The sequence below is a fragment of the Streptomyces sp. NPDC002701 genome (genome assembly GCF_042889045.1).
Taxonomy (GTDB): domain Bacteria; phylum Actinomycetota; class Actinomycetes; order Streptomycetales; family Streptomycetaceae; genus Streptomyces.
This window is the reverse complement of record NZ_JBIAQL010000032.1, coordinates 1-25,655: the sequence shown is the minus strand read 5'-3', so window position 1 is coordinate 25,655 and position 25,655 is coordinate 1. Positions and strand designations below refer to the sequence as shown.

Sequence of the window (25,655 nt, the reverse complement as noted above, 5' to 3'; positions counted from 1 at the left end):
TGCGGTTTCGTGTCAGATTCCGAAACTCGCGTGCTGATGCTCGTGCGCCCCGTACCGGAACCTGCTGGGCCGGTGGACCCCGCAGCGGTCTCCGTCGAGAGCGGGCTCGCGGACGTCGTCACGCTCCAGCGGCGCCGTCAGGCCCGCATCTCGGCGCAGGACGAGGAGAGCTTCTTCCTCGACACGCTGTCGGAGTACCAGTGGGCGAGGGATGCCGCCGGTCTGGCGCCGACGACGCTGGACGGGCTGATCAAGCCGGTGGTGGAGGTTTGTGAGTTCTACGGCACGGTGCCGTGGCAGCTCACGTCCCGCGAGGTCGACCGGTATTTCGCCGGCCCCGGGAAGCGTGCCCCGTCGACTCTGCGCGGAAAGATCAACAAGATCGACGCGTACTTCGCGTTCCTCGAACAGCGCTACGCCGGCGAGATCATGCGCCGCTTCGGCCAGGCCGTCGAGTCGCCCATCGACGTGTTCAACCGGCCGCGCCATCGCGGCGATTTCGGTCTGCGGATCCCGCCCTCGCAGGCGGCGTTGCGGGACTTCTTCGGCCGCTGGCGTGAGGATCTGCCGAACGCCCGGAAGTACCTGGTCGCCTGCCGTGACTACGTGATGACGAAGGTCGCGTACCTGTCCGGTGTCCGGGCGGCCGAGCTGTGTGGGGTGTGCATGGGCGACCTGCACTGGGAGCATGGCCAGTGGGGCCGCTTCGTCGTGCTCGGCAAGGGCGCCCACGGGTCGGGGCCCCGGCCGCGCGAGGCGTACATGTTCCAGGAGGGCCGCGCGCTGCTGTGGTGGTACATCGAGGAGATCCGCGGCGAGTTCGGCGACGATGTGGAGCATCCCAGGGCGCCGCTGTGGCCGTCGGAGCGCAAGCCCACGGCGGTGGCCGCGTTGAACCTTCCGATCGCGCCGGCGATCGTCCCCTCGACGTTCCGCCGGGCCCTGCACCAAGCGGCCGGCGCCTATCTGAGCGGACCGGTAAGCGACCTGTTCCCGCACCTGCTGCGGCATGCATGCGCGACCCACAACTACGAGCGTGGGATGACGTTGTGGGAAGTGCAGAAGGTCCTCGGACACGACTGGGCGACCACGACCCTGCGGTACATGGCGACCGCGCACGCCGACCCGGAGCACGCGAACCTGGCCGCGAGTTCCCGGGCGGCCCAACGACTGGTGATGGACAAGGGGAACCTCCGGTGAAGTGGAATCTGCGGATGGTGGCCGCCCAGCGGGACCTGTGGCGGCCGACCGAGGTGCTGGCTGCTTTCCAGCAGGTGGGGTTCAACCCTTCGCTGAGCAAGGTCGCCGCACTGTGGGGCGGGACTCCGGTCACGGTGCGGCTGGACGACCTGGACCTGATGTGTGCGGCATTGGACTGCACCGTCGCGGATCTGCTCCAGGCCGAACCGCTCGCCGGCGCCCAGCCGGCAGGGGAGGCCGGCGACGTGGCCGTGGGTGCCGAGGTCCAGCCGCCGGGGCCGGTGCGGCCGGTGCCGCGCGGTCCTCGCCGAGGCGGGCCGCGCTCGCTGCCTCCGAGCTGAGGGGATGGGAGATGGCGAACGAGGGCAGCGCCCGCAGCTGCGAGATGTGTCTGAGCTGGTCGGTGCTGCGGTGGACCCGGACGTGCCACGGCTGCCGGGCCTGGAAGCGGACGTACCCCGAGCGGGGAGTATGCCCGCGGTGCCGGCACGAGGCCCACCTGAATACCGATGGCCTGTGCAAGCCGTGCCTGCAGGCGATCCGGGCCGTCGATGACGCCGAGTGGGCCCTGGGCGGTGCAGGAGCCCGGCCGCGCGACGTGCAGCTCATCGTCGGTACGTGGCGCGACTACGCGACGCAGTCCCGCAAGCTGGTCCGAAGGACCGACGGCGGACGCCGTGTGAGCCAGGCGTGGCGGCTCAAGCTCAAGCAGGAGCAGGTGCCCACCACCGGAGCGGCGGCCGTACTGGAGCCGGGACTCCCCCGCCAGCTCGCCCTGTTCACCGTGCCGCGCACACTGACCGATGCCACGGTGCGGGCGATCATCGGCCGGCCTCTGTCCGGCTGGGACCGTGCCCGTCCCGTCCTGGTGGAGATGGCGGCCGAACACGGCATGAGCCAGGGCTGGCACTACGTGGTTGCCGAGATGGTCCGCCTCGCCCTGGCGGTCCGCGAGGCCGAGGGAGCTGACCGGCTCCCCGAGCCGATGCTGCGGGACCTGCCCACCCACCGCGATGCGGTGCGGCTGGTTCTGCTGCGGGCCGACCTGCTGGAGGCGGCACCGGAGCCGATGCGGTTTTCCCGTATGAACCAGCCCGCCCGCACCCCGTACATGACTGATCCGGTGCCAGTTCCGCCGCGCGCGCCGCGGCAGTGCCGGGACTGCCACGGCTGGATGCCCGTGGGCCGCCGGGCCGGGTTCCGCTGCTCTCCGTGCCGGCATTGGCGCGAGCGACATCCGCGCGGCCGGTGTGTGCGATGCCGCCGCGAGGACTTGCCGTTGCGTGCCGACCGCTGCCGCACCTGTCATCCGTACCGCCTCCTGGACGAAGCCAGGCCCGCGACGTCCCGAGCCACCCAACTGGAGGTCACTCTCCCCGCCGGCGTGGGTGGGCCGGTCCTGCCCGTGCCGGTCGATGCCCCACCCGCCGCCGGCACAGACGAGACACCCGCAAGCCGGACGGCCCGCGGCCAGGAAGCGCTATTCGCCATGCGGCGCGACTGGTCACCGGTGCTCACCCGGCTCCGGCGCCGACCGCGGGCCGAGCTGCCTCTCACCGAGCGGGCACGGCTCGTGGTGGAGGAGTACCTTCAGCTGCGCGCGGACCAACAGGCCCCGGACTACCGCAAGAACATCCACACCCTCACCATCCTCATGTACTGGCTCGGTGCCGAGACGGCCGTCCTCGAGCGCGACGTCCACGACCTGGCCCAGCTCGATCCGAACCTCGCCGCCAAGCCTGTGTGCCAGTTCCTACGCGCCCGCGGCCTACTCGTCGACGACCCGGACCTCCACCAGGACGCCGATCTGGTCTGGATCGAGACCACCCTCGACGCACTGCCGCAGCCCGTCGCGAGCGAGGTCCGCGCCTGGGTAGACGTGCTGCGCAGCCAGGGGCGCCGAGAGGGCGAGTTCCGCAGCTGGGACGGAATCCGCCGCTACCTCACCTACGTCCAGCCGGTGCTCAGCGACTGGACGGCGAGCGGGGTGGCCACGCTGCGGGAGATCACTAAGCAGCAGGTCGAGGACGCCGTGAACGACCGGTCCGGCCACGCCCGTCGGCAGCTCGCCATCGTCCTGCGCAGCCTGTTCCGTTCCCTGAGGCGGCAACGCGTCGTCTTCCGTGATCCAGCGCGAAACCTGCCCGTCGGCGACCTGAAGGGGATGCCGCGGTCCGTGCCCAGCGACCTGCTGGCCGGGCTGCTGGACCACGCTGCCACTCCGCTCGGGCGCCTGACCGTCGCCCTGGCCGCCGTGCACGCGGTCACCGGCCACGACATGCGCACGATCCGGACAGCCGATGTGGACCTCGCCCGCGGCACCGTCGAGATTCGACGCGGTCTGCTGCGGCACACCCTCTACCTTGAGCAGTTCACACACCGCTGGGCCGCCGAGTGGCTGACCTACCGCCACCGCCGATGGCCGGCCTCGATGAACCCGCATCTGCTGGTCAGCCAGAAGACCGCGCTCGACCCCGATCAGCCAGCCGTCAACATCGGCACGCTCCGAGGGGTGCTGCCCAAAGGCGTGACCTTGGACGGCCTGCGCCAGGACCGGATCCTGAACGAGGCGCTCGAGTGCAGCGATCCGCTGAAGCTGATGCGCCTGTTCGGCATCACGGAGAAGACCGCCATGCACTACGTCGGCGTGGCCCATCCGGAGAAAACCTCCCAGCTTCCCCGGTGACCGCTGGTGCGAGAGCGACAGCAACGGGGCCGCCCGGAGCATCCGGACGGCCCCTCCTGCGAGTGCTGCTCAGGCCGGGACGGCAGCGGTCACCGGCTCGGCCTCTGCCGCGCCGCGGGCGGCGAGGTAGCGCTCGGCGTCCAGGGCCGCGGCCGCGCCGGTGCCGGCGGCGGTGATGGCCTGGCGGTAGGTGTGGTCGACGACGTCACCGGCGGCGAACACCCCCGGCAGGCTGGTCCGCGTCGTCGGGGCGGCGACGGTGATGTAGCCCTCGGTGTCGAGGTCGAGCTGGTCCTTGAAGAGTTCGGTGCGCGGGTCGTGGCCGATGGCGATGAACAGCCCCGTGGCGTCCAGGTCGCGGGTGACGCCGGTGAAGACGTCGCGCAGGACGACGCCGCCGAGCATGCCGTTCGTCTCCTTGATCTCGGCGATCTCGCTGTCGAAGGCGAAGGAGATCTTGTCGTCGGAGAAGGCGCGGTCCTGCATGACCTTGGAGGCGCGCAGGGTGGAGCGTCGGTGGACGACAGTGACCGAGCGGGCGAAGCGGGTGAGGAAGGTGGCTTCCTCCATGGCGGTGTCGCCGCCGCCGACCACGACGATGTCCCGGTCACGGAAGAAGAACCCGTCGCAGGTCGCACACCATGAGACGCCGCGGCCGGACAGCTCGTCCTCGTTCGGGAGGCCGAGCTTGCGGTAACCAGAGCCGGTCGCGATGACCACCGTCTTCGCGCGGTGCACGGTGCCGGCCGAGTCGGTGAGGAGCTTGACGTCGCCGGTCAGGTCGACGGAGACGATGTCGTCGTCGATCATCTCAGCGCCGAACTTCTCGGCCTGGGCCCGCATGTTCTCCATGAGGACCGGGCCGTCGACGCCGTCGGGGAAGCCGGGGAAGTTCTCCACCTCGGTCGTGGTGGTCAGCGATCCGCCGACGAAGATGGAGCTGCCGAACAGCAGGGGGCGCAGCTGGGCGCGGGCGGTGTAGAGGGCGGCGGTGTATCCGGCAGGGCCGGAGCCGATGATGACGACCTCGCGTATCTCGCTCACGCCGTCTCCTCCGGCTTCTCCGGGGCGATCTCGGCGATCAGGCCCTCGACGAGGGTCTTGATCTCGTCGCGGATCGAGCGGACGGCCTCGACGCCCTGGCCGGCCGGGTCCTCGAGCTTCCAGTCCAGGTAGCGCTTGCCGGGGAAGACGGGGCAGCTGTCGCCGCAGCCCATGGTGATGCAGACGTCCGACTCGCGGACCGCGTCGACGGTGAGGATCTTCGGCGTCTCCTCGGAGATGTCGATGCCGACCTCGGCCATGGCCTCGACGGCGGCCGGGTTGACCTGCTCGCCGGGGTTGGAGCCGGCGGAGCGGACCTCGACGCGGTCTCCGGCCAGGTGGGTCAGCCACGCGGCGGCCATCTGGGAGCGGCCGGCGTTGTGGACGCAGACGAACAGGACGGACGGCTTGTCGGCCATGGTGATCGTTCTCTCTCGTCGCATGGCGGAACCCAGCCGCCAATGACTTCAGCCCCCGCTGGTATCAGCGAGTGATGATGTGAGAGTATCAGTGCATGCTGACTTCAGTCGATCCTGACGTGATCCGGGTGCTGGGCGATCCGCTCCGCCTTCAGATCGTGACCCTGCTGGCGCGCGAGACGCTCTGCACGACACACCTGGTCGAGGAGACCGGAGCCAAGCAGACCAACCTCTCCAACCACCTGAAGGTCCTGCGCGAGGCCGGACTGGTGGAGACCGAGCCGTGCGGACGCTTCACCTACTACAAGCTCAAGCCCGAGGTCCTCGCCGGCCTGTCCGAGCAGTTCGCCGAGCTGGCCGCCTCCGCCCGTACCGCTTCCGAGAACAAGAGGGCCTGCCCGTGACCTCCACCGAGCCAACCACCGCCTCCACCGAAGGCGCCGGCCCGGCCGGGGACGACTCGATCGTCAAGAAGCTCTCCACGCTCGACCGCTACCTCGCCGTGTGGATCCTCATCGCCATGGCCGTCGGGCTCGGTCTCGGACGCTTGATCCCCGGACTGAACGACGCGCTGGCGAAGGTGGAGATCGGCGGGATCTCCCTACCGATCGCGCTGGGCCTGCTGATCATGATGTATCCGGTCCTGGCCAAGGTCCGCTACGACAAGCTGGACGCCGTGACCGGCGACCGGAAGCTGATGGTCTCCTCCCTCGTCATCAACTGGATCGTCGGCCCGGCGGTGATGTTCGCGCTGGCGTGGATCTTCCTGCCGGACCTGCCCGAGTACCGCACCGGCCTGATCATCGTCGGCCTGGCCCGTTGCATCGCCATGGTCATCATCTGGAACGACCTCGCCTGCGGTGACCGCGAGGCGGCCGCCGTCCTGGTGGCGCTCAACAGCGTCTTCCAGGTCATCGCGTTCGGTCTGCTCGGCTGGTTCTACCTCGACCTGCTGCCCGGCTGGCTCGGCCTCGGCGACGGCGAGCACCTGGACATCTCCATGTGGGAGATCGCGGCGAACGTGGTCATCTTCCTCGGCGTCCCGCTGCTGGCCGGCTTCCTGACCCGCCGCATCGGTGAGAAGAAGATGGGCCGCGAGGGCTACGAGCAGCGCTTCCTGCCGAAGATCGGCCCCTGGGCGCTGTACGGGCTGCTGTTCACGATCGTCATCCTCTTTGCCCTCCAGGGGAAGACGATCACCTCGCAGCCGCTGGACGTCGCCCGGATCGCGCTGCCGCTGCTGGTGTACTTCGCGGTCATGTTCTTCGGCACCTTCCTGCTCGGCAAGGGGTTGGGCCTGGCCTACGACCGCACGACGACGCTGGCGTTCACTGCGGCGGGCAACAACTTCGAGCTGGCCATCGCGGTCGCCATCGCCACCTTCGGTGTCACCTCCGGCCAGGCCCTCTCGGGCGTTGTCGGACCGCTCATCGAGGTCCCGGTCCTGATCGGCCTGGTCTACGTCGCGCTCGCCTGGCGACGGAAGTTCGCCGCCGACGCGGTGACGACGGCCCCGTGACGCAGCACACGCAGGTGGTGGTGGTCGGCGGCGGCCAGGCAGGGCTCGCCGCCGGCTACCACCTGCGCCGCCAGGGCCTGGACTTCATCGTCCTGGACGCTGATCCGGCGCCGGGCGGGTCCTGGCAGCACATGTGGGACTCCCTGCACCTGTTCTCCCCGGCGGAGCACTCCTCACTGCCCGGACGGCTCATGCCCGCCCAGGCAGGTGAGACGTATCCGGACGCCGGGCACGTGGTGGACTACCTCACCGACTACGAGAAGCGCTACGACCTGCCTGTCCAGCACGGCACCCGCGTGGACGCCGTACGCTCCGCGGGCGACCACCTCCTGGTCGAGGCGGACACCGGCACCTGGCGGGCCCGCGCGGTCATCAGCGCCACCGACACCTGGTCGCGACCCTTCCCCCCCGCCACCCCCGGCCGCAGCACCTTCACCGGCCGGCAGCTGCACACCGTGAACTACCGCTCCCCGGCCGACTTCGCCGGTCAGCGCGTCCTCGTGGTCGGCGGCGGCAACTCCGGCGCCCAGATCGCCGCCGACCTTGCCCTGCACGGCCGCGTCGACGTCACGTGGGCGACCCAGCGCCCACCCCATTTCCTGGCCGACGACATCGACGGCCGTGCCCTGTTCGACGTCGCTACCGCACGCCGCCGCGCCCTCGAAGCGGGCCGTAGCGACACCGGCGGGGTGGCCTCGCTCGGCGACATCGTCGCCGTGCCGCCTGTCCGCACCGCCCGCGACGCCGGTCTCCTGACCGCGAAGCCGATGTTCTCCCAGCTCACCGCCGACGGAGTCCGGTGGGCGGACGGCAGCGAGGCCGACGTGGACACGGTCATCTGGTGCACCGGATTCCGGCCGGCCCTGTCCCACCTCGCCCCGCTGAACCTGCGCGGGCCACGCGGCCGCATCCCCACTGACGGCACCCAAGCTCTGGGCGAGCCACGGCTGCACCTGCTCGGCTACGGCGACTGGACCGGCCCGGCCTCCGCCACACTCATCGGCGTCGGCCGCCCGGCCCGCGACGCGGCGCGCGCCCTCACGGCCCTGTTGCGCTGACCTCCCGTCGGACCTCAACGAGACCCGGCCGCTGCCCCGGGGCCAGGGGATGGAGGGCGGCCCGACTCCCGTATCGTCTTCCGATATCGATCTCCGTCATGGATGTCTGTGTCGCCGAGGAGTGAGCGATGAGCAAGCAACCGACCGCTGCCGGAATGCCGGACGAGCTGCACCGCCGGCTCGGGGTGTCCGACGCTGTGCTGATCGGCCTCGGATCGATGATCGGCGCCGGGATTTTCGCCGCGCTCGCCCCTGCCGCGCGGGCCGCCGGGTCGGGGCTGCTGATCGGCCTGGCGCTGGCCGCCGTGGTGGCGTACTGCAACGCCACCTCCTCCGCCCGGCTCGCCGCCCGCTACCCGGCCTCGGGCGGCACCTACGTCTACGGCCGCGAGCGGCTCGGCGACTTCTGGGGCTACCTGGCAGGCTGGGCGTTCGTGGTCGGCAAGACGGCCTCCTGCGCGGCGATGGCGCTCACCGTCGGCTCATACATCTGGCCGGGCCATGCGCACGCCGTCGCGGTCGCGGCGGTGGTGGCGCTCACCGCGGTGAACTACACCGGGGTCCAGAAGTCCGCACTGCTCACCCGGGTCATCGTGGCCGTGGTCCTGGCGGTGCTCGCCGCCGTGGTGGTCGCCGCCCTCACCTCCGACGGGGCGGACGCGGCGCGGCTGGACGTCGGCTCGGACGCGACCTTCGGCGGGGTGCTCCAGGCGGCGGGGCTGCTGTTCTTCGCCTTCGCCGGCTACGCGCGCATCGCCACCCTGGGCGAGGAGGTCCGTGACCCGGCGCGCACCATCCCCAGGGCGATCCCGATCGCCCTGGGGATCACCCTCGTCGTCTACACGGTCGTCGCCGTCTCCGTCCTGATGGTGCTGGGCCCGGAAAATCTGGCCGAGGCGACCGCGCCGCTGTCGGATGCCGCGCGGGCCGCGGGCGCCGACTCGCTGGTCCCCGTCGTCCGCGTCGGCGCTGCCGTCGCCGCGCTCGGCTCCCTGCTCGCCCTCGTCCTCGGCGTCTCGCGCACCACCCTCGCCATGGCCCGCGATCGGCACCTGCCGCACGCCCTGGCCGCGGTGCACCCGAAGTTCAAGGTGCCGCACCGCGCCGAGCTGGTCGTCGGCGCCGTCGTGGCCGTGGCCGCCGCGACCGGGGACCTGCGCGGGGCGATCGGGTTCTCCTCCTTCGGCGTCCTGGTCTACTACGCCGTCGCCAACGCCTCCGCATTCACCCTCACCCCCGAGGAGGGCCGCCCCGCCCGGGTTATTCCGGTCGTCGGGCTGGTGGGCTGTCTGGTGCTGGCCTTCGCGCTGCCCGTGTCATCGGTGATCTCCGGTGCCGCGGTCCTGGCCGCCGGTGCCGCCTGGTACGGCGTCCGCCGCCGGTTCGCCGCCCGAAGCTGACCACCCGCCAACCCGTACGACACGCCCGCTCCGCGGAGGCGGGAAACCGCCGGTGCCCCTTTGCCTCGCGGGACGATATCGACACCCGATACGTCTCCGCATGGCAGAGGGGCACCCGCATGACACCGCTCAGCAGCACCTGGCAGGCGAGGCTCACCGCCACCGACGCGCCCGCCGCGACCATCCTCATCCGCCTCTACGTCGGGGCGGTCTTCCTGTCTGAGGGGATCTTGAAGTTCCTGCGCCCCGACGCCCAGGGCACCGGCCGCTTCGACAAGGCCGGCATCCCCGCCCCCGGCTTCTTCGCGCCGCTCGACGGCTTCTTCGAGATCGCCTGCGGCCTGCTGATCCTGGCCGGCCTCGCCACCCGCCTCGCCGTGATCCCGATGATCGTGAACATGCTCGGCGCACTGGCGATCACCAAGCTGCCGATCCTGTGGGGCGACGCCCCGCTGTTCGCCGGCAAATCCGGCTGGTGGGACTTCGCCCACGAATCACGCACCGACCTCGCCCAGCTGTGCGGCAGCCTCTTCCTGCTCCTCGTCGGCGCCGGCGCCTACTCACTCGACGCCCGCCTCACCCGCCGAGCCGCCAGCCCGACTGCGGATGCCGAGGTCGCGAGCAGGTGACGCGCCGGTTCTATGGGGCGTCGTCGCCGAGGACTTCGCGAGCCAGCTCCGCCAGTGCCTTGCGGTCTTCGGCCAGGGCCTTCTTCCCGGCCTCGGTCGCCTTGTAGACGCGCCGGGTACGGCCCTCGACAACGCGCTGCTCCGAGGTCAGCAGTCCGTCCACTTCCAGCCGGTGCAGCGTCGGATACAGCGTGCCGGGGCTGATCTGGTAGCCGTGCGAGGCCAGCTCCTCGGTCATCCACGCGCCGTGGATCTCTCCCTCGGCCGCGTGATGCAGGATGTGCAGCCGCACCGCGCCCCGCTGGAACTCCCGCACCTTTACCCACCTCGCCGCCCACCGGGCAGTGACGAAACCGATATCGGGTATCGAGTCTACGACGTGGCGCACCGTTCGCTCCGGCTCTCTGCGTGTGCCCCCCTGTGGTCGGTGAGCCAGGCACGGGGCACAAGACCAGGACCCTGATCCTTGGAGGCAACCGCGATGACGGACACCGACAGGCCCGGCAGGTGGCCAGGACCGGCCAGAGCTGCGGTGACCGCATGGCTCGCCGCACCGGCCGGCAAAGCCGCCCTGCTGCTCACCGCCGCCGCGGCGCTGACCATCGCCCTGGTCGTCGCCGGCGCGCAGCCCGTTCTGCGCCTGGACCAGGCGGTGGCCGCGCGTCTGCACGCGGTGGCGCTCCAGCACCCCGGCCTCACCCACGCCAGCCGCATCGTCACCGACTGGGTCGTCGACCCGTGGACCATGCGCCTGCTGCTCACCGCAGCCGTGGCGTGGCTGTGGCACCGCCGCCGGCGGCTCCTCGCCTGGTGGGTGGCCTGCACCTCCGCCGTGGAATGGGCGCTGCGCTCCGTGCTGCGCCGGGCCATCGGCCGCGACCGTCCCGAATGGGAACGCCCCGTCGACTCCGCCGAATTCGCCGCCATGCCCTCGGGCCACGCCATGACCACGGCCGCCACCTGCGTGCTGCTGCTGTGGCTCGCCCGTATCACCCACCTGCCCGCCGGCCTGGTGCGCCTCGGCGCGGTCACCGCCGCTGTCGCCGTCGCCGCCGCCTGCTTCACCCGGGTCTTCCTCGGCGTGCACTGGCTCACCGACACCCTCGCCGGAACCCTCCTCGGTGCCGCGCTGGCCACAGGCGCCGCCGCGACCTGGCACGCCGCCCGGCCGCACGAGGACGCCGCCCGGACGGGCACCTCGCCCGCCGCCGTCGATCTGAGTCAGGGCCTGCAACAGCCCCGCCCGAGCAGATATCGTGAATCGACATCGGATACCGATATCTGAAGGCGAGTCCCGTCATGGACAGCGAGCACTCCCTCGACCGCGTCATCGAGCACCTTGCCGCCCGCTTTCCGCACCACGGCGAACAGGTCGTCGCCGAGACCGTTTATGCCACCCACACCCGGCTCCGCCGGAACGCGACCGTCACGACGCACCTGGCCGCGCTGACCCAGCGGCAGGCCGGCGACACCCTCGCCCGTAACCCGCCCCGGCGCAAGGCGACCACCTGACCCGGGGCCCGCCCTCCCCTCCCTCCCCGGCTTCCGCATCCGCGCTGTCCTGCCCGTATGGCTACGGCGTACGGACATGTAGCGCGAACGACGAGGGGGCCCCGGCACCTGGCCGGGGTCCCCTCGCCGTTCGGGACCGGGTCAGTGGCTGCCGGCGAGTTCGCCGGTGAGCTTGGAGTGGAGGTCGGCGCTGGGGTCGTTGAGGCCGATGATCTCGACGGTCTTGCCGCGCTGGGCGTACTTGGTCTCGATGGCGTCCAGGGCGGCGACGGAGGAGGCGTCCCAGATGTGCGCGGCGGACAGGTCGATGACGACCTTGTCGGGGTCGGCGGCGTAGTCGAACTGTCCGACGAGGTCGTTGGAGGAGGCGAAGAACAGCTCGCCAGTCACGGTGTACAGGACGCTCGTGCCGTTCGAGGCGACGAGCCGGGTGACCTCGGCGAGGTGGGCGACGCGCTTGGCGAAGATGACCATGGCGGTGACGGAGCCGACGACGACGCCGATGGCGAGGTTGTGGGTGGCGACGACCGCGGCGACGGTGATGACCATGACGGCGATCTCGCCGGCGGGCATCCGCCTAAGGGTCTTGGGGGCGATGGAGTGCCAGTCGAAGGTCGCGAACGACACCATGATCATGACGGCGACCAGAGCGGCCATGGGGATGTCGGAGACGAGCGGGCCGAAGGCGATGCACAGCACCATCAGGAACACGCCGGCGAGGAAGGTGGAGACGCGGGTGCGGGCGCCGGAGACCTTCACGTTGATCATCGTCTGGCCGATCATGGCGCAGCCGCCCATGCCGCCGAAGAAGCCGGTGACGATGTTGGCGACGCCCTGGCCGATGGACTCGCGGGTCTTGTTGGAGTGGGTGTCGGTGATGTCGTCGACCAGCTTGGCCGTCATCAGCGACTCCATCAGGCCGACCAGCGCCATCGCGAACGCGTACGGGGCGATCGTCGTCAGCGTGTCCATCGTGAACGGCACGTCCGGCAGGCCCGGCACGGGCAGGGAGGACGGCAGTTCGCCCTTGTCGCCCACGGTCGGCACGGCGATGCCGGCCGCGATCGTGATCACGGTCAGGACGGCGATGGAGACGAGCGGGGCGGGAACCACGGTGGTGATCTTCGGGAAGAACACCATGAGCGCCAGCCCGCCGATGATCAGCGGGTACACCGCCCACGGCACGTCGCGCATCCCGGGGACCTGGGCCATGAAGATCAGGATGGCGAGGGAGTTGACGAAGCCGACCATCACCGAGCGCGGGATGAACCGCATCAGCTTCGCCACCCCAAGCGCGCCCAGGGTGATCTGGAAGACGCCGGCCAGGATGACGGCGGCGATCAGGTAGCCCAGGCCGTGCTCACGGTTGAGCGGGGCGATCACGAGGGCGATGGCACCGGTGGCGGCAGAGATCATCGCGCGTCGGCCGCCTACGACCGAGATGACCACCGCCATGGTGAACGAGGCGAACAGGCCGATCGCCGGGTCGACCCCGGCGATGATCGAGAACGAGATCGCCTCGGGGATCAGCGCAAGGGCGACGACCAGGCCCGCCAGGACCTCGGTGCGCCAGACCTTGGGGTTGTTCAGCCAGTCGGGCTTGAGGCCGCGCAGCCGCGCGGTCGGAGTCACAGCAGCAGAAGACAAGGAAAATGCGTACCTGTCGTGCTCGGGCACACCGCCGGGCAGGCCGGGGCGTGCGGGAAGGAGCGCGGGAGACCGGCCGGTTTCCCGCGGGCGGCCCGAGGCGGGCCGGGAAGTCATGGAGGACGCGAGCCGGAGGCCGGGATGGTGTCCGGCCGGGCGGGTCACGTCCGAGGGCGAAGGGTCACGGCGGGCAGGCAGCGGCGGTCGGCGTCATGGGCTCGCGCACGCGTCTCTCCTGCAAGAATCTTCGCCGGGGGCGCCATCGGCCCCGGAAACGGCAGCAGCGGGGCAGCCGTGCCGCCCTCACCTTCATCAACTCTACCCTAACGTTAGAGTAGAGGTAGGTGGGGTCGCACGGGACGCGGCCCGCCATGACGGGAAGGGCCAGGAACACGGGCGTGGACGGCAAGCACATGCAGATCGGCGAGGTCGCCGCGCGAACGGAGTTGTCCCTGCGTACCATCCGGCACTACGAGGAGACCGGTCTCGTCGTCCCCTCCGCCCGCTCCCAGGGCGGGTTCCGGCTCTACACCGAGACCGACGTCGCCCGTCTCATAGTCATCCGGCGGATGAAGCCGCTCGGCTTCACGCTGGAGCAGATGCGCGACCTGCTGGACGCCACCGACCGCCTCGACGCCGGTGACGAACTCGGCCCGGATGAGCGCGAGGTACTCCTTCAGCGCGTGCGCGAGTACGAACAGAGCGCGGCGCAGCAGGTGGAGAAGCTGCGCGTGCAGCTGGCCCGCGCCGAGGACTTCGCCGCCACCCTGCGGGCACGGCTGCCCGAGCGCGAGCCGGTGCGCCCCTGACCGTTTCCGGCTCCGGCGTGCTCTGCCTCTGCGGCAGCGCATCAGATGCTGTGGCTGCGACTCCCGAGGACCCCTCCCAGGCACGGGGCCTGGGGTGACCATAGAGGAACAAAGTAGACGCACCGGGCCCCTGAAGGAGGTCACCGTGGCAGCCGACCACCCGTCCACGCCGCCGGCCGGGCCGGTTATGGCGGTCTCCGCGCCCGAGAACCGCCCGGCCGAGCTGGTCCTGGTCGGTCAGATCGGGACCGAGTCGCTGCGAGAGCTGGAACAACGCCTCGATGCCCCGTCGCTGCGGGAGGCCACCGAGTGGTTCGTGGACATGAGCGGGGTCACCCGCTTCGACCTGGCGTGCGCCTACGCGCTGCTGCGGGCGGCCACGCTGCGGCCAAAGCCCGCGACACTCACAATCCACGGGGCCCGGCGCGCCGTCCAGCGAATGCTGCGCCACGCCGGGCTCGATGCGGTCGCCGTGATCGAGGAGTGAGGACGTCAGATGACGGCGGGACTGCGGCGCTCGACCAGCACCACGTCGCGCCAGACGCCGCGGTGGCGCCCGATCCGCTCCCGAGTGCCGATGACACGAAAGCCGGCACGCCGGTGGGCGGCGAGGCTGGCGCTGTTCTCGGGGAAGATCCCGGACTGAATGGTCCAGATCCCGGCCCGCTCGGTGGAGTCGATCAGCGCCTTGAGCAGGGCGGAGGCGATGCCGCGGCCACGGGCGTCGGGGCGGACGTAGACGGAGTGCTCAACCACCCCCGCGTACGCGCACCGGTCCGACACCCTGCTCGCCGCGACCCAGCCCAGCACCGACCCGTCCGCGTCGAGAGCGGCGAAGCGGTGCTCGGGCAGCTTCGCGGCCTCGAACGCCTCCCACGATGGTGGGCTGGTCTCGAAGGTCGCGTTGCCCTCGTCAATGCCCGCCTGGTAGATCGCCAGCACCTGCTCGGCATGCTCCGCCGCCAGCGGCACCACCACCGCGCTCAGCGCCCCGCTCACCGCTTCCCCCTCTGTCCGATTCCGTTCGATCGTCAGGCCGCGGCCGGCAGGGTCAGCAGCTTGCCCATCGCGGCAAGCACGGACGGCTCGACCCGGTAGTAGACCCAGGTGCCACGCCGCTCGGAGGTCAGCAGCCCGGCCTCTTTCAGCTTCTTCAGGTGGTGGGAGACGGTGGGCTGGGAAACGCCGACGTCGGAGATGTCGCACACGCACGCCTCCCCGCCCTCGTGGGAGGCCACGGCGGAGAACAGCCGCAGGCGGACCGGGTCGCCCAGCGCCTTGAACATCCGCGCGGCCGTCTCGGCCTCCTCGGCGGTCATCGGGCGCTCGGTCAGCGGCGGGCAGCACGGCGCCACACCCTGACCGTCGGCGGGCTCGAGCAGCGGCAGCACCTTCGCATTCGACATGCGTCTATGTTGACACACGTCGAACCAGTGGGTCGAGGGCGGTCACCGGCACGCGAGGCGGGCGGCCAGGCGCCGGGCGATGCGGTCCGCGTCCCGGCCCACGCCGCGCAGCGAGTTCGACGACAGACTGCGCTGCCACTCCAGCCCGACGAACGCCAGCCCCGGAACGTCCGTCGCCACGCCCTCGCGGTGGCGGGGGTTCCCGGCGGCGTCGAGCGCGCCGTCGAGGCCGGCGAGGTAAGGCAGGTCGGGGCGGTAGCCGGTGGCGAGCACGATCGCGTCGATGTCCTCCCGCTTCCCGTCCTGCCAGGTGAGCTCGGTCCCGTCGGCGCCGACGAACAGCGGCCGTCGCTCCGGCCGTCCGGCGGCCAGGGCGGCCCGGTAGCGGCCGTCGTCGAGGGTCGGCTGCGCCGGCGGGCGCCCAAGGAGCCGGCCGAGAGGCGTGGTGTCCAGGCCGGTACGGGTCGTCCAGAAGTGCAGGTCGCGGCCGAGGATGCGCTGGGCTGCGAACTTCACCGGGGCGCGGGTGGCGAGCGTGACCCGTGCCGTCTCGGCGAGCTCGGCGGCGATCTGCACTGCGGAGTTCCCGGCCCCGACCACGACCACCCGGCGGCCGGAGAAGGGGGCCGGACTGCGGTAGTCAGCGGCGTGCAGCACCTGCCCGGCGAACTCCTCCAGGCCCGGCAGCGCGGGCCGGTGCGGTCGGCCGAACGTCCCGGAGGCCGCCACGACGGCCCGCGCGGACAGCCGGCCGCCGCCCTCCAGCTCCACCTCGAAGCCGCCGCCGGCGCGGCGTATCGCGCTGACGCGGCAGCCGGTGCGGATATCGGCATCCAGGCGGTCGGCGTAGGCGGTGAGGTAGGCGACGACCTCGTCGCGGTGCGGGTAGCGGTCCGGGTCCGAGCCGGGGAACGGCATCCCGGGCAGGGAGCTGTACCGGGCGGGTGAGAACAGCGTGAGGCTGTCGTAGTAGTGCGGCCACGACCCGGCCGCACGGTCTGATGCCTCCAGCACCACCGGCCGCAGCCCGCGCCGCAGCAGGGCGTGGACGGTGGCGAGTCCGGACTGGCCACCGCCGATGACGGCGACGTCGATGCGCTCCATCAGCGAATCCCCCTGGGTTCGATAGATGTCTATGTTGACGCTCATCAATACAGGTGTCATGCTGGGCCGCGCAAGCCATCGACAGATGTCGAAACACGCAAGGAGTCGCCGTGATCGCGCCCGCCACCACCGAGCTGCCCGTCATCGTGATCGGGGCCGGACCCGCCGGTCTGGCCGCCGCCGCTCATCTGATCGACCAGGGCATCGAGCCCCTAGTCCTGGAAGCCGGCCAGAGGGCCGGTGCCGCGGTGCGCGAGTGGTCGCACGTGCGGCTGTTCTCCACTTGGGGTGAGGTCGTCGACCCGGCGGCCGAGAAGCTCCTCGCTCCCACCGGCTGGACGAGGCCGGATCCGGCCACCTACCCCTCCGGCGGCGACTGGGCCGAGCAGTACCTGCAGCCGCTCGCCGACGTCCTCGGTGACCGTGTCCGCACCGGCGCCACGGTCACCGGCGTCTCCCGGGCCGACCGGGACCGGATCGTGGATGCCGACCGCGAGGCCCAGCCGTTCGTCGTGCACGTCGCCTACGCCGACGGCCGTGAGGAGCGCCTCTTCGCCCGCGCGGTCATCGACGCCTCCGGCACCTGGACTACGCCGTCCCCGGCCGGCGGCAGTGGGCTGCCCGCGCTCGGCGAGAAGGCCGCTGCGGACCGGATCACCTACCGCGTCCCGGACCTGAAGGACCCGGCCGTGCGCGCCCGGTACGCGGGCAAGCGCACCGCCGTGATCGGTTCCGGCGCCTCCGCCTTCACGGCCCTCGTCTATCTCGCTGACCTCGCCAAGTCCGACGCCGGCGCGGGCACGAAGGGCGTATGGATCCTGCGCCGGGGCATCTCCGGCTCCACCTTCGGCGGCGGCGAAGCCGACCAGCTCCCGGCGCGCGGGGCCCTGGGATTGGCGGCGAAGGCCGCCGTCGACGAGGGACACGCGGACGCGGTCACCGGCTTCCGCACCGAGGCGATCGAGCGCGGCCCCGACGACCGGCTGATCCTGGTCGGCGAGGACGGACGGCGTCTCGACGCGGTCGACGAGGTCATCATCCTGACCGGCTTCCGCCCCGACCTGTCCTTCCTCGACGAACTGCGCCTGGGCCTCGACGAACGCCTCCAGGCGCCCACCGCGCTGGCTCCGCTGATCGACCCCAACCAGCACTCCTGCGGCACCGTCTACCCGCACGGCCACCGCGAGCTCTCCCACCCCGAGCAAGGCATGTACCTGGTCGGCATGAAGTCCTACGGCCGCGCCCCGACCTTCCTCGCCATGACCGGCTACGAGCAGGTCCGCTCCGTCGCCGCCGCGATCGCCGGCGACCTCGAGTCCGCCGACCGCGTCGAACTCACCCTCCCCGAGACCGGAGTCTGCGGCGGCGCCGGCCTGTTCGACGCGCCCGACACCGCTGAGGCCGACGGCGGCGGCTGCTGCGCGCCCGCACCGCAGCTCGTCCAGCTCGGCACCCCCGCCGCGGTCGGCGCGGCTGCTGAGCAGGCCCCGGCGGGCGGCTGCTGCGGCTCGTGACAAGCCTGGGTACCCCAGCGAGCGGGGCCGCGACCGGAACAGGGGACCGGACGCGGCCCCGCGCCGCCCTGCCCGCCCTCTGCCTGACGCAGATCGTGAGCTGGGGCATCGCCTACTACGCCTTCCCCGTCCTCAACCCCCAGATCACCTCCGCAACCGGGTGGCCGACCGGAGCGACCACCGCGGCGTTCTCCCTCGCTCTCGTCGTCTCCGCCCTTGCCGGAATCCGCGTCGGCCGCATCCTCGACCGGCGCGGCCCCCGTACCGTCATGACCGCAGGGTCTGTGCTCGGCGTCATCAGCCTGCTGATCGTGGCCGCAGCCCCCAACCTCCCGGTCTTCATCGCCGGTTGGATGCTCGCCGGGCTGGCAATGGCGGCCACCTTCTACCAGCCCGCGTTCGCCGCCCTCACCCGCTGGTGGGCCCCCGACCACGTGCGCGCCCTGACCATCGTTACCCTCGCCGGCGGGCTCGCCTCCACCGTCTTCGCACCGCTGACCGCAGCCCTCGCCGACCAGCTGTCCTGGCGCCACACCTACCTCGTCCTCGCCGCTATCCTCGCCACCGTCACCATCCCCACTCACGCCCTGGCACTGCGCGCACCCTGGCCCGACGCCCCAACGAGCCGTGCACACGCGGCCGCAGGCGCTGCGGGCGTCGGACGCAGCCGACCGTTCCTCCTGCTCGCCGCCGCCTTCACCCTGTCCAGCTTCGCGATGTACGCCGTCGTCATCGCCCTCGTCCCGCTCCTCCTGGAACGCGGCTACACCACCAGCCAGGCCGCCTGGGCCCTCGGCATCGGCGGCGCCGGACAGACCCTCGGCCGCACCCTGTACGCCGCACTCGCCCGCCGCACCACCGCCACCGCCCGCACCACAATCTTGATCGCGCTCGGTGCCCTCACCACCGCCGCCTTCGCCACCGCCCTCGGCCCGTACGCCCTGATCATCGCCGTGTCAGTCGTAGCCGGCATGGTCCGCGGCAACCTCACCCTCCTCCAGGCCACCGCCATCACCGACCGCTGGGGCACCACCCACTACGGACACCTCTCCGGACTCCTCGCCGCACCTGCCCACACAGCAGCAGCACTCGCGCCGTTCGCCGGCGCCGCCCTGGCCGTGCCCCTCGGCGGATACCGGCCCCTCTTCCTCCTCCTGGCCGCCGTCTCCCTAGGCGCCGCGCTCATCGCACCGTGGACAGCCACCGGCGCCGTACGCCGCGGATCCGGACGGCGGCCCGCAATCGTTACTGATCGCTCCGCAGAGTAACTGCAGAGCAACATCAGCGACTTTTGCCAACAAAGGCGGGGTTCGTCCTGGAACGCCGGCGATGCGGTCCGGAAGGTGGACCACAAAGGCACCGCAGCAGGCACCGAGATACTCTGGCCTTCGGCCGTGATCTGCGATCGCGGCGCGGCGGTGGGGCTCGCCGTACCCGAACCGCGGCACTGGTGCCGCCAACAGTCCCTACTTGCGATGGTGTGTGCCCGCGTGCGTGCGGGCCCCGGCGAGTAGGAGACGTACGTTCATGACAGCCCCGAAGCCCCAGGCGGTGGGCGAACCCACAGACCCCGACGTCGATCTGCACATGCCCGCCCAGCGGCAGCAGTCCTGGCGGGCACAAGGGCCGATCGTGGCGGTGGTGGCGATCGGCGGAGCCATCGGGGCCTGCGCCCGGTACGGAGCCTCGCTTCTGTGGCCAGCCGCGGCCGGGGCATTTCCGTGGACCACCTTGTGGATCAATGCCGTCGGCTGTGCGGTGATCGGCGTCTTCATGGTGATCATCAGCGATGTGTGGGCGGCGCACAGGCTGGTGCGGCCGTTCTTCGGCACCGGCGTCCTGGGCGGCTTCACGACCTTCTCGACGTACGCCGTCGACATCCAGAAGCTCGTGGACGCAGGTCATGCCCGTACCGGTCTGGCCTATCTCGCGGCGACGGTGCTGGCGGCGCTCGCCGCCGTATGGCTCGCGGTGACGGCGACGCGCCGCGTTCTGGCATGGAGGCAGGGATGACGAGGCTGACAGGCAGGGCTCTGCGGGTGACGGTCTTCATCGGGGAGAACGACACCTGGCACCACAAGCCGCTGTACTCCGAGATCGTGCACCGCGCCCACAAGGCCGGGCTGGCGGGAGCAAGCGTCTTCCGGGGCATCGAGGGTTTCGGGGCCTCGTCACTGATCCACACCTCGCGGCTGCTGTCGCTGAGCGAGGACCTGCCGGTGGCGATCGTGATCGTGGATACCGAGGAACTGGTACGTGCCTTTCTGCCGCAGCTCGACGAACTTGTCGGCGAGGGACTGGTGATCCTCGACGACTGCGAGGTCATCCGGTACGTGGGCAGGGAGAGCAACGCGTGAACTGGCTGCTGGTGATCGTCGGCGGGGCGATAGGCGCGCCCCTGCGCTACCTGACCGACCGGGCTGTGCAGAAACGGCACGACACCGTCTTCCCGTGGGGCACCTTCACCGTAAACGTCGTGGGCAGCTTCGTCCTCGGCCTGCTGAGCGGGGCGATGGTGGCCGGGGCCGCCTCCTCACACGTGCAGCTGCTGCTGGGCACCGGGCTGTGCGGGGCGCTGACGACGTACTCGACGTTCTCCTACGAGACGCTGCGCCTCGCCGAGGACGGAGCACGGTTCTTCGCCGCCGCCAACGTGATCGCGAGCGTCGTGGCCGGACTGGGCGCGGCGTTCGTCGGGGTCGCCTTCGCCGAGGCGCTGTGGGCGTGACCACGGCGTCCGCCCGGCAGCCGGGCGGGATGCGGCCGTGGCGGTTCGTGGTCTGGTTCGGCACAGTCAGCCTGCGCGCGGACTTCGTGTACGAGGGCGCCCGCTCGATCACCGGCCCGCTGCTGGCCTCGCTGGGCGCGTCGGCCTTGGTGGTGGGCGTGGTGACCCGCGCGGGCGAGGCGGCGGCCCTGGGGTTGCGGCTGGTTCGGGCCCGCTGGCGGACCGCACTCGCCGCTTCTGGGGGCTGGCGATCGCCGGATACGCGCTGACGGTCGTCTCCGTACCGCTGCTGCGGCATGGTCGGGGTGCTGTGGGCGGCATGTGCGCTGGTGGTCGCCGAACGGGTGGGCAAGGCGGTGCGCTCGCCGGCGAAGGACACGATGCTGTCGCACGCCACCGCCGCCACCGGGCGCGGACGCGGCTTCGCCGTGCACGAGGCGATGGACCAGGTCGGGCTCTGGTCGGGCCGCTCGTCGTGGCGGGCATGCTGGCGATCACCGGCGACGACTACGGGCCTGCGCTCGGCGTACTCGCTATCCCGGGCGTCGCGGCGTTGGGGCTGCTGGTGTGGCTCCGGGCCCGGGTGCCCGACCCGGAGGCGTATGAACGGGAGGCCACACCGAGCACCGGCGACGCGGCGCACACCGATGGCCGCCTTCCGGCCGCGTTCTGGACGTACGCGGTGTTCACCGCCGCCATCACCGCCGGGTTCGCCACCTTCGGCGTGCTGTCGTACCACCTGGTCGAGCGGCACCTCATGGCGGCGGCGTGGGTGCCGGTGCTCTACGCCACCATGGCCGTCGACGCCGTCGCCGCACTGGCGACCGGCTGGCTGTTCGACCGCCACGGCGCGCGCGTGCTGATGGCGCTGCCAGCCCTGACTGCCGTCGTCGCGGTGCTCGCGGGCCAGCGGCTCCGCCGCCGCGGCGGCCTGCTTCTCCCCGTGGGCCGTCAGCGCAGCGTCGACCCAGCCGGTGAAGCGGCCCGCCGCGTTGGTGGTGCTCTGCCCGTGCCCCACCGGGCACCTCTCCTGGCCACCGCCTCCGTGGCCGCCGCGCGCATCGCACCATGGACAACCACCGCCGCCGAACGCCGCGGACTCCCGCGGCTCTGACCGCCGCCGCATCCCCGGCAGACTCACATGAACCCACCCTCGTTCCCGTCTCCAACCGGGCGCCGACGCGCGGGTTCAGCAGCTGCCCCGTCCAAGAATCCGCGAACCCACGCGCTTCCGACCGGGCGGCACAGAAGGTCCGCTGCCAGGAGTAGGGCCACGAGTATGCAGAAGCCCAGCTCATCGCGCTCGGGGCGCCGGTGCCGCGGGCTGGCTGCAACCGGGCCGTCTGGCTCCGGGAGGCCCTGGTCGCGGTCGGTGCTCGCAGCGTTCGCCACCGCGGCGCTCACCGTTACGTGTTCCGGCTCGGCCGCACCCGCCGCGAGCGAGAGCAGATCAAACTCGGCCTTCCTACTCGAATTCCGTATCCCAAACATCCCGACCCCGAACCGACGGCGTCCTGAGGGTCTCACCACCCCTGCACGAGGGAACCTTGCCCGTCGACGGGGCCCCAGGCCCACCGCCCTGTACTACTTCCCCCGGAGAAGCCGTGTTGGCTCGCACTACCCACTACTCGCCCAGTACACCTGTCCTGACCTCGTACGATCTGCTCGGAGCAGAAGTGTCCGGCGGGGCGGGCAGCACTCACACCCACGTTCCGCGCTCCCAACTGGAGAAAATCTCGGGTCCGCAGCTTGCCAACCACGACACGCTATATCTAGTATCGAACTATCGGCGCCGGCGCAGTTCACAGCGGCCCACCGAGATCGGACACCGACCGAAGGGAGGTCACCATCATGCAGGCTCACAGCATCCGCCAGATACACACATCCACCGCTGCCGCCGACGGCGCCCTCCTCCCCGCCCTCCGCGCATCCAGCTCACGCGGCCCTTCGCCCCTCAACACGCCTTCCTGGAGGAAGACGATGACCGGCACCGACGAGAACGAACTCCTAGACTCCAAGCAGATCCACGACGAGTTCGGCCTCAGCCCCTCGCGCCTGAGCGAGCTGTACCGGGACCGCGCCACCACCGGATGCCCGGAGCCGGACGAGATCGAGGGCCGGCGCCGCCGGTGGAAGCGCGGCACCATCGGCCCCTTCCTGACGGCCTACCGCACGGCAAAGGCGTCACGGTCCCCCGTCTCCCACAGCCTGCTCACCGGCCCCCGCGACCGGTTGATGTCGACGTCAGAGGTGGCCAAGGTGCTCGGCCACAAGCGGACCGTGACCCTGCTCGGCTGGCTCGCGGACCGGCCCGGGTATTTCCCCGAGCCCGATGTCGCGGAGACCACCGAAGGCGGCCGTCTGCGCCGCTCCTGGTACTTGGGCACCGTCGCCGACTGGATCGACCAGCGCCCGGGCCCGGGCAACACCCAGAGCAAATCCCGCACGCAGGCGGCCGCTCCGGCCGAGGACGGAGACCCGGAGGAGTTGCTCGACACTAAGCAGGCCGCGCCGATGCTCGGCTACAGCAGTCACCTGGAGCTCAACCGGGCCATCGCCCGCGGCATCCTGCCCGAGCTCGCCAGGCCGGACGACGTCCTCCGCAGCGACCGGGGACTGACCAGCAACCGCTACAAGCGCCGGCGGGTCATCGCTCTCGCACATGCCCGCCAGCAGGTCCCCACCAGTTCCGAACTCGCCGAGCGCCGTATGAAAGCAGCCGTGCATGCCCTGCGTGCGGCCGCGGACCCGGGCGCGGTCACCGTCGAGGTCCTGGCCGAGTCCCATCCCGGCCACGGCAGCGCCGTCGCGTGGAAGAAGACGATCGATGAGGCGCGCGGCACCCTGCAGGCGGGCTGACACACAAGAAGCAGGTAGCGAAAAGCGGCCGCTATCCTGACCATGCACGGCACCCGGCTGTGGGTTTCCTTCGTGTGACCCCGGCGGGCCGGGTGTGTCGGCCGATGGCCGGGGGAGGCTGTCAACCTCCCACCGGGATCCTCGGATCCCGGGCCGGCCATCGCTCTCTTCGACCGGCAGCCCTTGCCGGCAGGTTTTGAGGCCCTTTCGCCTGTTGCACCCCCCGAGGGCGCTGACGCAGCGATGCAGGGATCGCCTCCCATCGCCAGCGTCAACCGGCACCACTGCCGACTCAAGCGAGTCAAGGTCCTCGGCGTACGCGGCATACACGATGCCAGCCACACCCGACCGACTAAGAGCTGGCAGCGGTGCACCCAAGGTGTTCTAGGTGCCAGACCTTGCACCGACCTGCCGTCACTTTGGCGGGGCTCCCCCGATCCGTCCCTATCCGGCAAATCCTGACTCAGTACAGCGGCGTCTCGTGGTCCTACGGGATCGGACAGTCCCTCCCGCCCCTAGACGGGGCAACTGACCAGCGCTGTGAAGGGCGCAACGCGCAGCAGCGTTCAGGCGGTGGTCGGACCGACCACAGGCCCGACCACCGCCTTTGTGTCCCCATCGTGACCATGGTTGGGGCGTCGTGGTCGGTGGCCGGGTCGGGGGCAACAGGTTTCCTCAGAGGCAGCAACACCTCATTCTGACGTGGGAGTTCGACCACGTCTTCCGCCAAGAAGGGACACCGGTGACCGCTACCGCTGCCTCGTACACTCCCAGGCCCGACGAGCCGCTGCCCCATCAGCTTCTGTCCGCGCTCGCCCAGCACCGGATGGCCACGACCAGCCAACTCCACGACCTGCTTCGGCCGAACGTCGCCCGCCAGACCGTTTCCACCCCGCTGAATAAGCTGCGGCAGCAGGGGCTCGTCGACTGCACGGTGCTGCCCCAGTCCAATCGCACCCGCGCCTGGTACCTCACGGGCGAAGGTGCCCGCCTGGCGCGGGACTTCCCAGTGCTGCGGGGCCGCCCTCCGTATCCGATCAACTCCGCAACGGCCGCCTCGCTGAAGACGCCGCACACGCTCACTGTCGTGCGTGCCCACCTGGCCTTTGCGGCAGACGCCCGTCGGCTGGGGCACGAGCACGGCCCGTGGGACTGGACCCCTGAGGTATCTCATCCCCTGGGTGAAGGGGAACGGCTCGTTGCCGACGCTGTCATGCACTACACCGTCGCCGACGGCGAGCAACGGCGGAAGCTCCGCGCGTTCGTGGAGATCGACCGCACCACCATGAGCAGCGAGCGCCTGGCCGTGAAACTGATCGAGTACGCCCGGCTGTTCCAGTACGAAGTCCAGCCCATCGGCCGCCGCAGGCCGATCTCCACGGACCCAGCCTGGCTGCGCTGGTATCCGGTTTTCCCCCGCGTACATTTCGTGCTCACCGGCGCCTCCCGGGCCAGGCTGGGAGACAGGATCAGTGATCTGCAGGCGATGGTCGCTCAGCACCAGCTCGTCGCGGCCCTCGCCCGCGAGGTGCAGCTGGGAGCCGCGGTCCTGGAAGACATCGAGCAACACGGTCCCAGTGGGTCAGTGTGGGTGCCGCTAATTGGGGGCAAGCCTCGCCCGTGGACCGCTCTGTGATGACTCTGCCCGCGCCTTGGTCACCAGCCGCCTGAACTGCGCGCGCGTATTTGGCATTATCGAACATGTCGCCCTCGGCCCGGGGCGGGCGCGACCAGATGGTGGCGAGCACGCGCATGTGGCGGTCCCAGACCTCCGGTTCGAATCGCGCGCCGAAGCACCTCGGGATCAGCAGATGCAAGGCACTGATCACGGGCATGGCGGCGAGCGCGACCGTGAAGGATGCCTCGGGTCCGGTGGTGGGCAACATGGCCAGCGTCTCCTTGAGGATGCAGGTAGCACGGGACGGCGGCGGCCGCCATATGAGCCGACGCTAACAACGGACCGCACGGTCAACACCGTCGCCGCACCAAGGGGTTGGTGGTCTTACGCCTGCTGAAAGAGCGGGGGCACTAGGGCCTGTTGCGAAAGTGCTGGTCATAGCCACTCGTTGATGGCTGCGACCAGCACGGTCGCTTCGTAGCGGACGGCGAGTTTGTCGTACC

The 25,655-nt window shown here is 70.9% G+C and carries 27 protein-coding genes and 1 pseudogene; 20 read left to right on the top strand and 8 right to left on the bottom strand.

Annotated features, from left to right (window positions below):
• Nucleotides 1-72: 72 nt before the first annotated feature.
• The 3 genes from ACFYXC_RS38425 to ACFYXC_RS38415 are packed head-to-tail and all read left to right on the top strand — an operon-like array spanning nt 73 to nt 3,886.
• Nucleotides 73-1,200 carry a tyrosine-type recombinase/integrase gene (locus tag ACFYXC_RS38425; RefSeq protein WP_389557413.1) on the top strand — a complete coding sequence of 376 codons (1,128 nt, stop codon included), beginning with the start codon at nt 73-75 and terminating at the stop codon, nt 1,198-1,200.
• On the top strand, nt 1,197-1,541 hold the full coding sequence (locus ACFYXC_RS38420) for a helix-turn-helix domain-containing protein (protein ID WP_389557365.1): 345 nt from the start codon (nt 1,197-1,199) through the stop codon (nt 1,539-1,541). The genes ACFYXC_RS38425 and ACFYXC_RS38420 overlap by 4 nt, the downstream gene beginning before the upstream one ends.
• Before the next feature lie 44 nt (nt 1,542-1,585).
• Nucleotides 1,586-3,886 (top strand): hypothetical protein, encoded by a 2,301-nt coding sequence (locus tag ACFYXC_RS38415; RefSeq protein ID WP_389557411.1) that lies wholly within the window; start codon nt 1,586-1,588, stop codon nt 3,884-3,886.
• A gap of 69 nt (nt 3,887-3,955) precedes the next feature.
• Here the strand turns inward: ACFYXC_RS38415 and trxB are convergent, their stop codons facing one another.
• The gene (trxB, locus tag ACFYXC_RS38410) at nt 3,956-4,930 is read right to left on the bottom strand and encodes a thioredoxin-disulfide reductase (protein ID WP_389557363.1); all 975 of its coding nucleotides are present in this window, start codon (nt 4,928-4,930) and stop codon (nt 3,956-3,958) included.
• Nucleotides 4,927-5,349 carry an arsenate reductase ArsC gene (locus ACFYXC_RS38405; protein ID WP_389557409.1) on the bottom strand — a complete coding sequence of 141 codons (423 nt, stop codon included), beginning with the start codon at nt 5,347-5,349 and terminating at the stop codon, nt 4,927-4,929. The genes trxB and ACFYXC_RS38405 overlap by 4 nt, the downstream gene beginning before the upstream one ends.
• A gap of 95 nt (nt 5,350-5,444) precedes the next feature.
• Between ACFYXC_RS38405 and ACFYXC_RS38400 the strand changes: the two genes are divergently transcribed.
• From ACFYXC_RS38400 to ACFYXC_RS38380, 5 genes are all read left to right on the top strand, one after another.
• Complete coding sequence (locus tag ACFYXC_RS38400) at nt 5,445-5,753, top strand: ArsR/SmtB family transcription factor (protein WP_389557362.1); 309 nt, start codon at nt 5,445-5,447, stop codon at nt 5,751-5,753.
• The gene (arsB, locus tag ACFYXC_RS38395) at nt 5,750-6,868 is read left to right on the top strand and encodes an ACR3 family arsenite efflux transporter (RefSeq protein ID WP_389557361.1); all 1,119 of its coding nucleotides are present in this window, start codon (nt 5,750-5,752) and stop codon (nt 6,866-6,868) included. Before ACFYXC_RS38400 ends, arsB begins: the two co-directional genes overlap by 4 nt.
• On the top strand, nt 6,865-7,926 hold the full coding sequence (locus tag ACFYXC_RS38390; RefSeq protein WP_389557359.1) for an ArsO family NAD(P)H-dependent flavin-containing monooxygenase: 1,062 nt from the start codon (nt 6,865-6,867) through the stop codon (nt 7,924-7,926). Before arsB ends, ACFYXC_RS38390 begins: the two co-directional genes overlap by 4 nt.
• Nucleotides 7,927-8,054: 128 nt before the next feature.
• A complete protein-coding gene (locus ACFYXC_RS38385; RefSeq protein WP_389557358.1) occupies nt 8,055-9,326 on the top strand; it encodes an APC family permease in 1,272 nt (423 codons plus the stop codon).
• A 119-nt stretch (nt 9,327-9,445) separates the two neighbouring features.
• Entirely contained in the window at nt 9,446-9,955 is a 510-nt protein-coding gene (locus tag ACFYXC_RS38380) for a DoxX family protein (protein ID WP_389557357.1), read from the top strand.
• A gap of 10 nt (nt 9,956-9,965) precedes the next feature.
• Here the strand turns inward: ACFYXC_RS38380 and ACFYXC_RS38375 are convergent, their stop codons facing one another.
• On the bottom strand, nt 9,966-10,271 hold the full coding sequence (locus ACFYXC_RS38375; protein WP_389557356.1) for a PadR family transcriptional regulator: 306 nt from the start codon (nt 10,269-10,271) through the stop codon (nt 9,966-9,968).
• 165 nt (nt 10,272-10,436) lie between these two features.
• On the opposite strand from ACFYXC_RS38375, the gene ACFYXC_RS38370 reads away from it, so the two are divergent.
• Both ACFYXC_RS38370 and ACFYXC_RS38365 read left to right on the top strand, forming a co-directional pair.
• Entirely contained in the window at nt 10,437-11,240 is an 804-nt protein-coding gene (locus tag ACFYXC_RS38370; RefSeq protein WP_389557355.1) for a phosphatase PAP2 family protein, read from the top strand.
• A gap of 14 nt (nt 11,241-11,254) precedes the next feature.
• Nucleotides 11,255-11,467: a three-helix bundle dimerization domain-containing protein gene (locus tag ACFYXC_RS38365; protein ID WP_389557354.1), complete on the top strand. Its 213-nt coding sequence runs from the start codon at nt 11,255-11,257 to the stop codon at nt 11,465-11,467.
• 141 nt (nt 11,468-11,608) lie between these two features.
• Here the strand turns inward: ACFYXC_RS38365 and ACFYXC_RS38360 are convergent, their stop codons facing one another.
• On the bottom strand, nt 11,609-13,099 hold the full coding sequence (locus ACFYXC_RS38360) for a SulP family inorganic anion transporter (protein WP_389557352.1): 1,491 nt from the start codon (nt 13,097-13,099) through the stop codon (nt 11,609-11,611).
• A gap of 413 nt (nt 13,100-13,512) precedes the next feature.
• Between ACFYXC_RS38360 and ACFYXC_RS38355 the strand changes: the two genes are divergently transcribed.
• Entirely contained in the window at nt 13,513-13,923 is a 411-nt protein-coding gene (locus tag ACFYXC_RS38355) for a MerR family transcriptional regulator (protein ID WP_389557350.1), read from the top strand.
• A gap of 145 nt (nt 13,924-14,068) precedes the next feature.
• On the top strand, nt 14,069-14,410 hold the full coding sequence (locus ACFYXC_RS38350) for an STAS domain-containing protein (RefSeq protein WP_389557349.1): 342 nt from the start codon (nt 14,069-14,071) through the stop codon (nt 14,408-14,410).
• A gap of 5 nt (nt 14,411-14,415) precedes the next feature.
• On the opposite strand, the gene ACFYXC_RS38345 is transcribed toward ACFYXC_RS38350, so the two are convergent.
• The 3 genes from ACFYXC_RS38345 to ACFYXC_RS38335 are packed head-to-tail and all read right to left on the bottom strand — an operon-like array spanning nt 14,416 to nt 16,433.
• Complete coding sequence (locus ACFYXC_RS38345) at nt 14,416-14,922, bottom strand: GNAT family N-acetyltransferase (protein WP_389557347.1); 507 nt, start codon at nt 14,920-14,922, stop codon at nt 14,416-14,418.
• A gap of 32 nt (nt 14,923-14,954) precedes the next feature.
• Nucleotides 14,955-15,329, bottom strand: a complete 375-nt coding sequence (locus tag ACFYXC_RS38340) for a helix-turn-helix transcriptional regulator (protein ID WP_125537260.1) — start codon at nt 15,327-15,329, stop codon at nt 14,955-14,957.
• Between the two features lie 42 nt (nt 15,330-15,371).
• Nucleotides 15,372-16,433, bottom strand: coding sequence for a flavin-containing monooxygenase (locus ACFYXC_RS38335; protein WP_389557408.1), 1,062 nt, complete (start codon nt 16,431-16,433; stop codon nt 15,372-15,374).
• 110 nt (nt 16,434-16,543) lie between these two features.
• On the opposite strand from ACFYXC_RS38335, the gene ACFYXC_RS38330 reads away from it, so the two are divergent.
• The 6 genes from ACFYXC_RS38330 (at nt 16,544) to ACFYXC_RS38305 (ending at nt 20,944) form a co-directional block, all read left to right on the top strand.
• Entirely contained in the window at nt 16,544-17,947 is a 1,404-nt protein-coding gene (locus ACFYXC_RS38330) for an NAD(P)-binding domain-containing protein (RefSeq protein WP_389557345.1), read from the top strand.
• Nucleotides 17,944-19,215 carry an MFS transporter gene (locus ACFYXC_RS38325; protein ID WP_389557344.1) on the top strand — a complete coding sequence of 424 codons (1,272 nt, stop codon included), beginning with the start codon at nt 17,944-17,946 and terminating at the stop codon, nt 19,213-19,215. The genes ACFYXC_RS38330 and ACFYXC_RS38325 overlap by 4 nt, the downstream gene beginning before the upstream one ends.
• A gap of 259 nt (nt 19,216-19,474) precedes the next feature.
• The gene (gene crcB, locus ACFYXC_RS38320; protein ID WP_389557343.1) at nt 19,475-19,960 is read left to right on the top strand and encodes a fluoride efflux transporter CrcB; all 486 of its coding nucleotides are present in this window, start codon (nt 19,475-19,477) and stop codon (nt 19,958-19,960) included.
• Nucleotides 19,957-20,304, top strand: coding sequence for a DUF190 domain-containing protein (locus tag ACFYXC_RS38315; protein WP_389557341.1), 348 nt, complete (start codon nt 19,957-19,959; stop codon nt 20,302-20,304). The genes crcB (ACFYXC_RS38320) and ACFYXC_RS38315 overlap by 4 nt, the downstream gene beginning before the upstream one ends.
• Nucleotides 20,301-20,675 carry a fluoride efflux transporter CrcB gene (gene crcB / locus ACFYXC_RS38310; protein WP_389557339.1) on the top strand — a complete coding sequence of 125 codons (375 nt, stop codon included), beginning with the start codon at nt 20,301-20,303 and terminating at the stop codon, nt 20,673-20,675. The genes ACFYXC_RS38315 and crcB (ACFYXC_RS38310) overlap by 4 nt, the downstream gene beginning before the upstream one ends.
• The gene (locus ACFYXC_RS38305) at nt 20,672-20,944 is read left to right on the top strand and encodes a hypothetical protein (RefSeq protein WP_389557338.1); all 273 of its coding nucleotides are present in this window, start codon (nt 20,672-20,674) and stop codon (nt 20,942-20,944) included. Before crcB (ACFYXC_RS38310) ends, ACFYXC_RS38305 begins: the two co-directional genes overlap by 4 nt.
• Before the next feature lie 680 nt (nt 20,945-21,624).
• Here ACFYXC_RS38305 and ACFYXC_RS38300 read toward each other — a convergent pair.
• Nucleotides 21,625-21,801, bottom strand: a pseudogene (locus ACFYXC_RS38300) (hypothetical protein); the annotation flags it as partial.
• Between the two features lie 854 nt (nt 21,802-22,655).
• On the opposite strand from ACFYXC_RS38300, the gene ACFYXC_RS38295 reads away from it, so the two are divergent.
• Both ACFYXC_RS38295 and ACFYXC_RS38290 read left to right on the top strand, forming a co-directional pair.
• Nucleotides 22,656-23,534: a hypothetical protein gene (locus ACFYXC_RS38295; RefSeq protein ID WP_389557337.1), complete on the top strand. Its 879-nt coding sequence runs from the start codon at nt 22,656-22,658 to the stop codon at nt 23,532-23,534.
• Nucleotides 23,535-24,276: 742 nt separating this feature from the next.
• On the top strand, nt 24,277-25,170 hold the full coding sequence (locus ACFYXC_RS38290; protein ID WP_389557336.1) for a replication-relaxation family protein: 894 nt from the start codon (nt 24,277-24,279) through the stop codon (nt 25,168-25,170).
• The last annotated feature ends 485 nt before the right edge of the window (nt 25,171-25,655 follow it).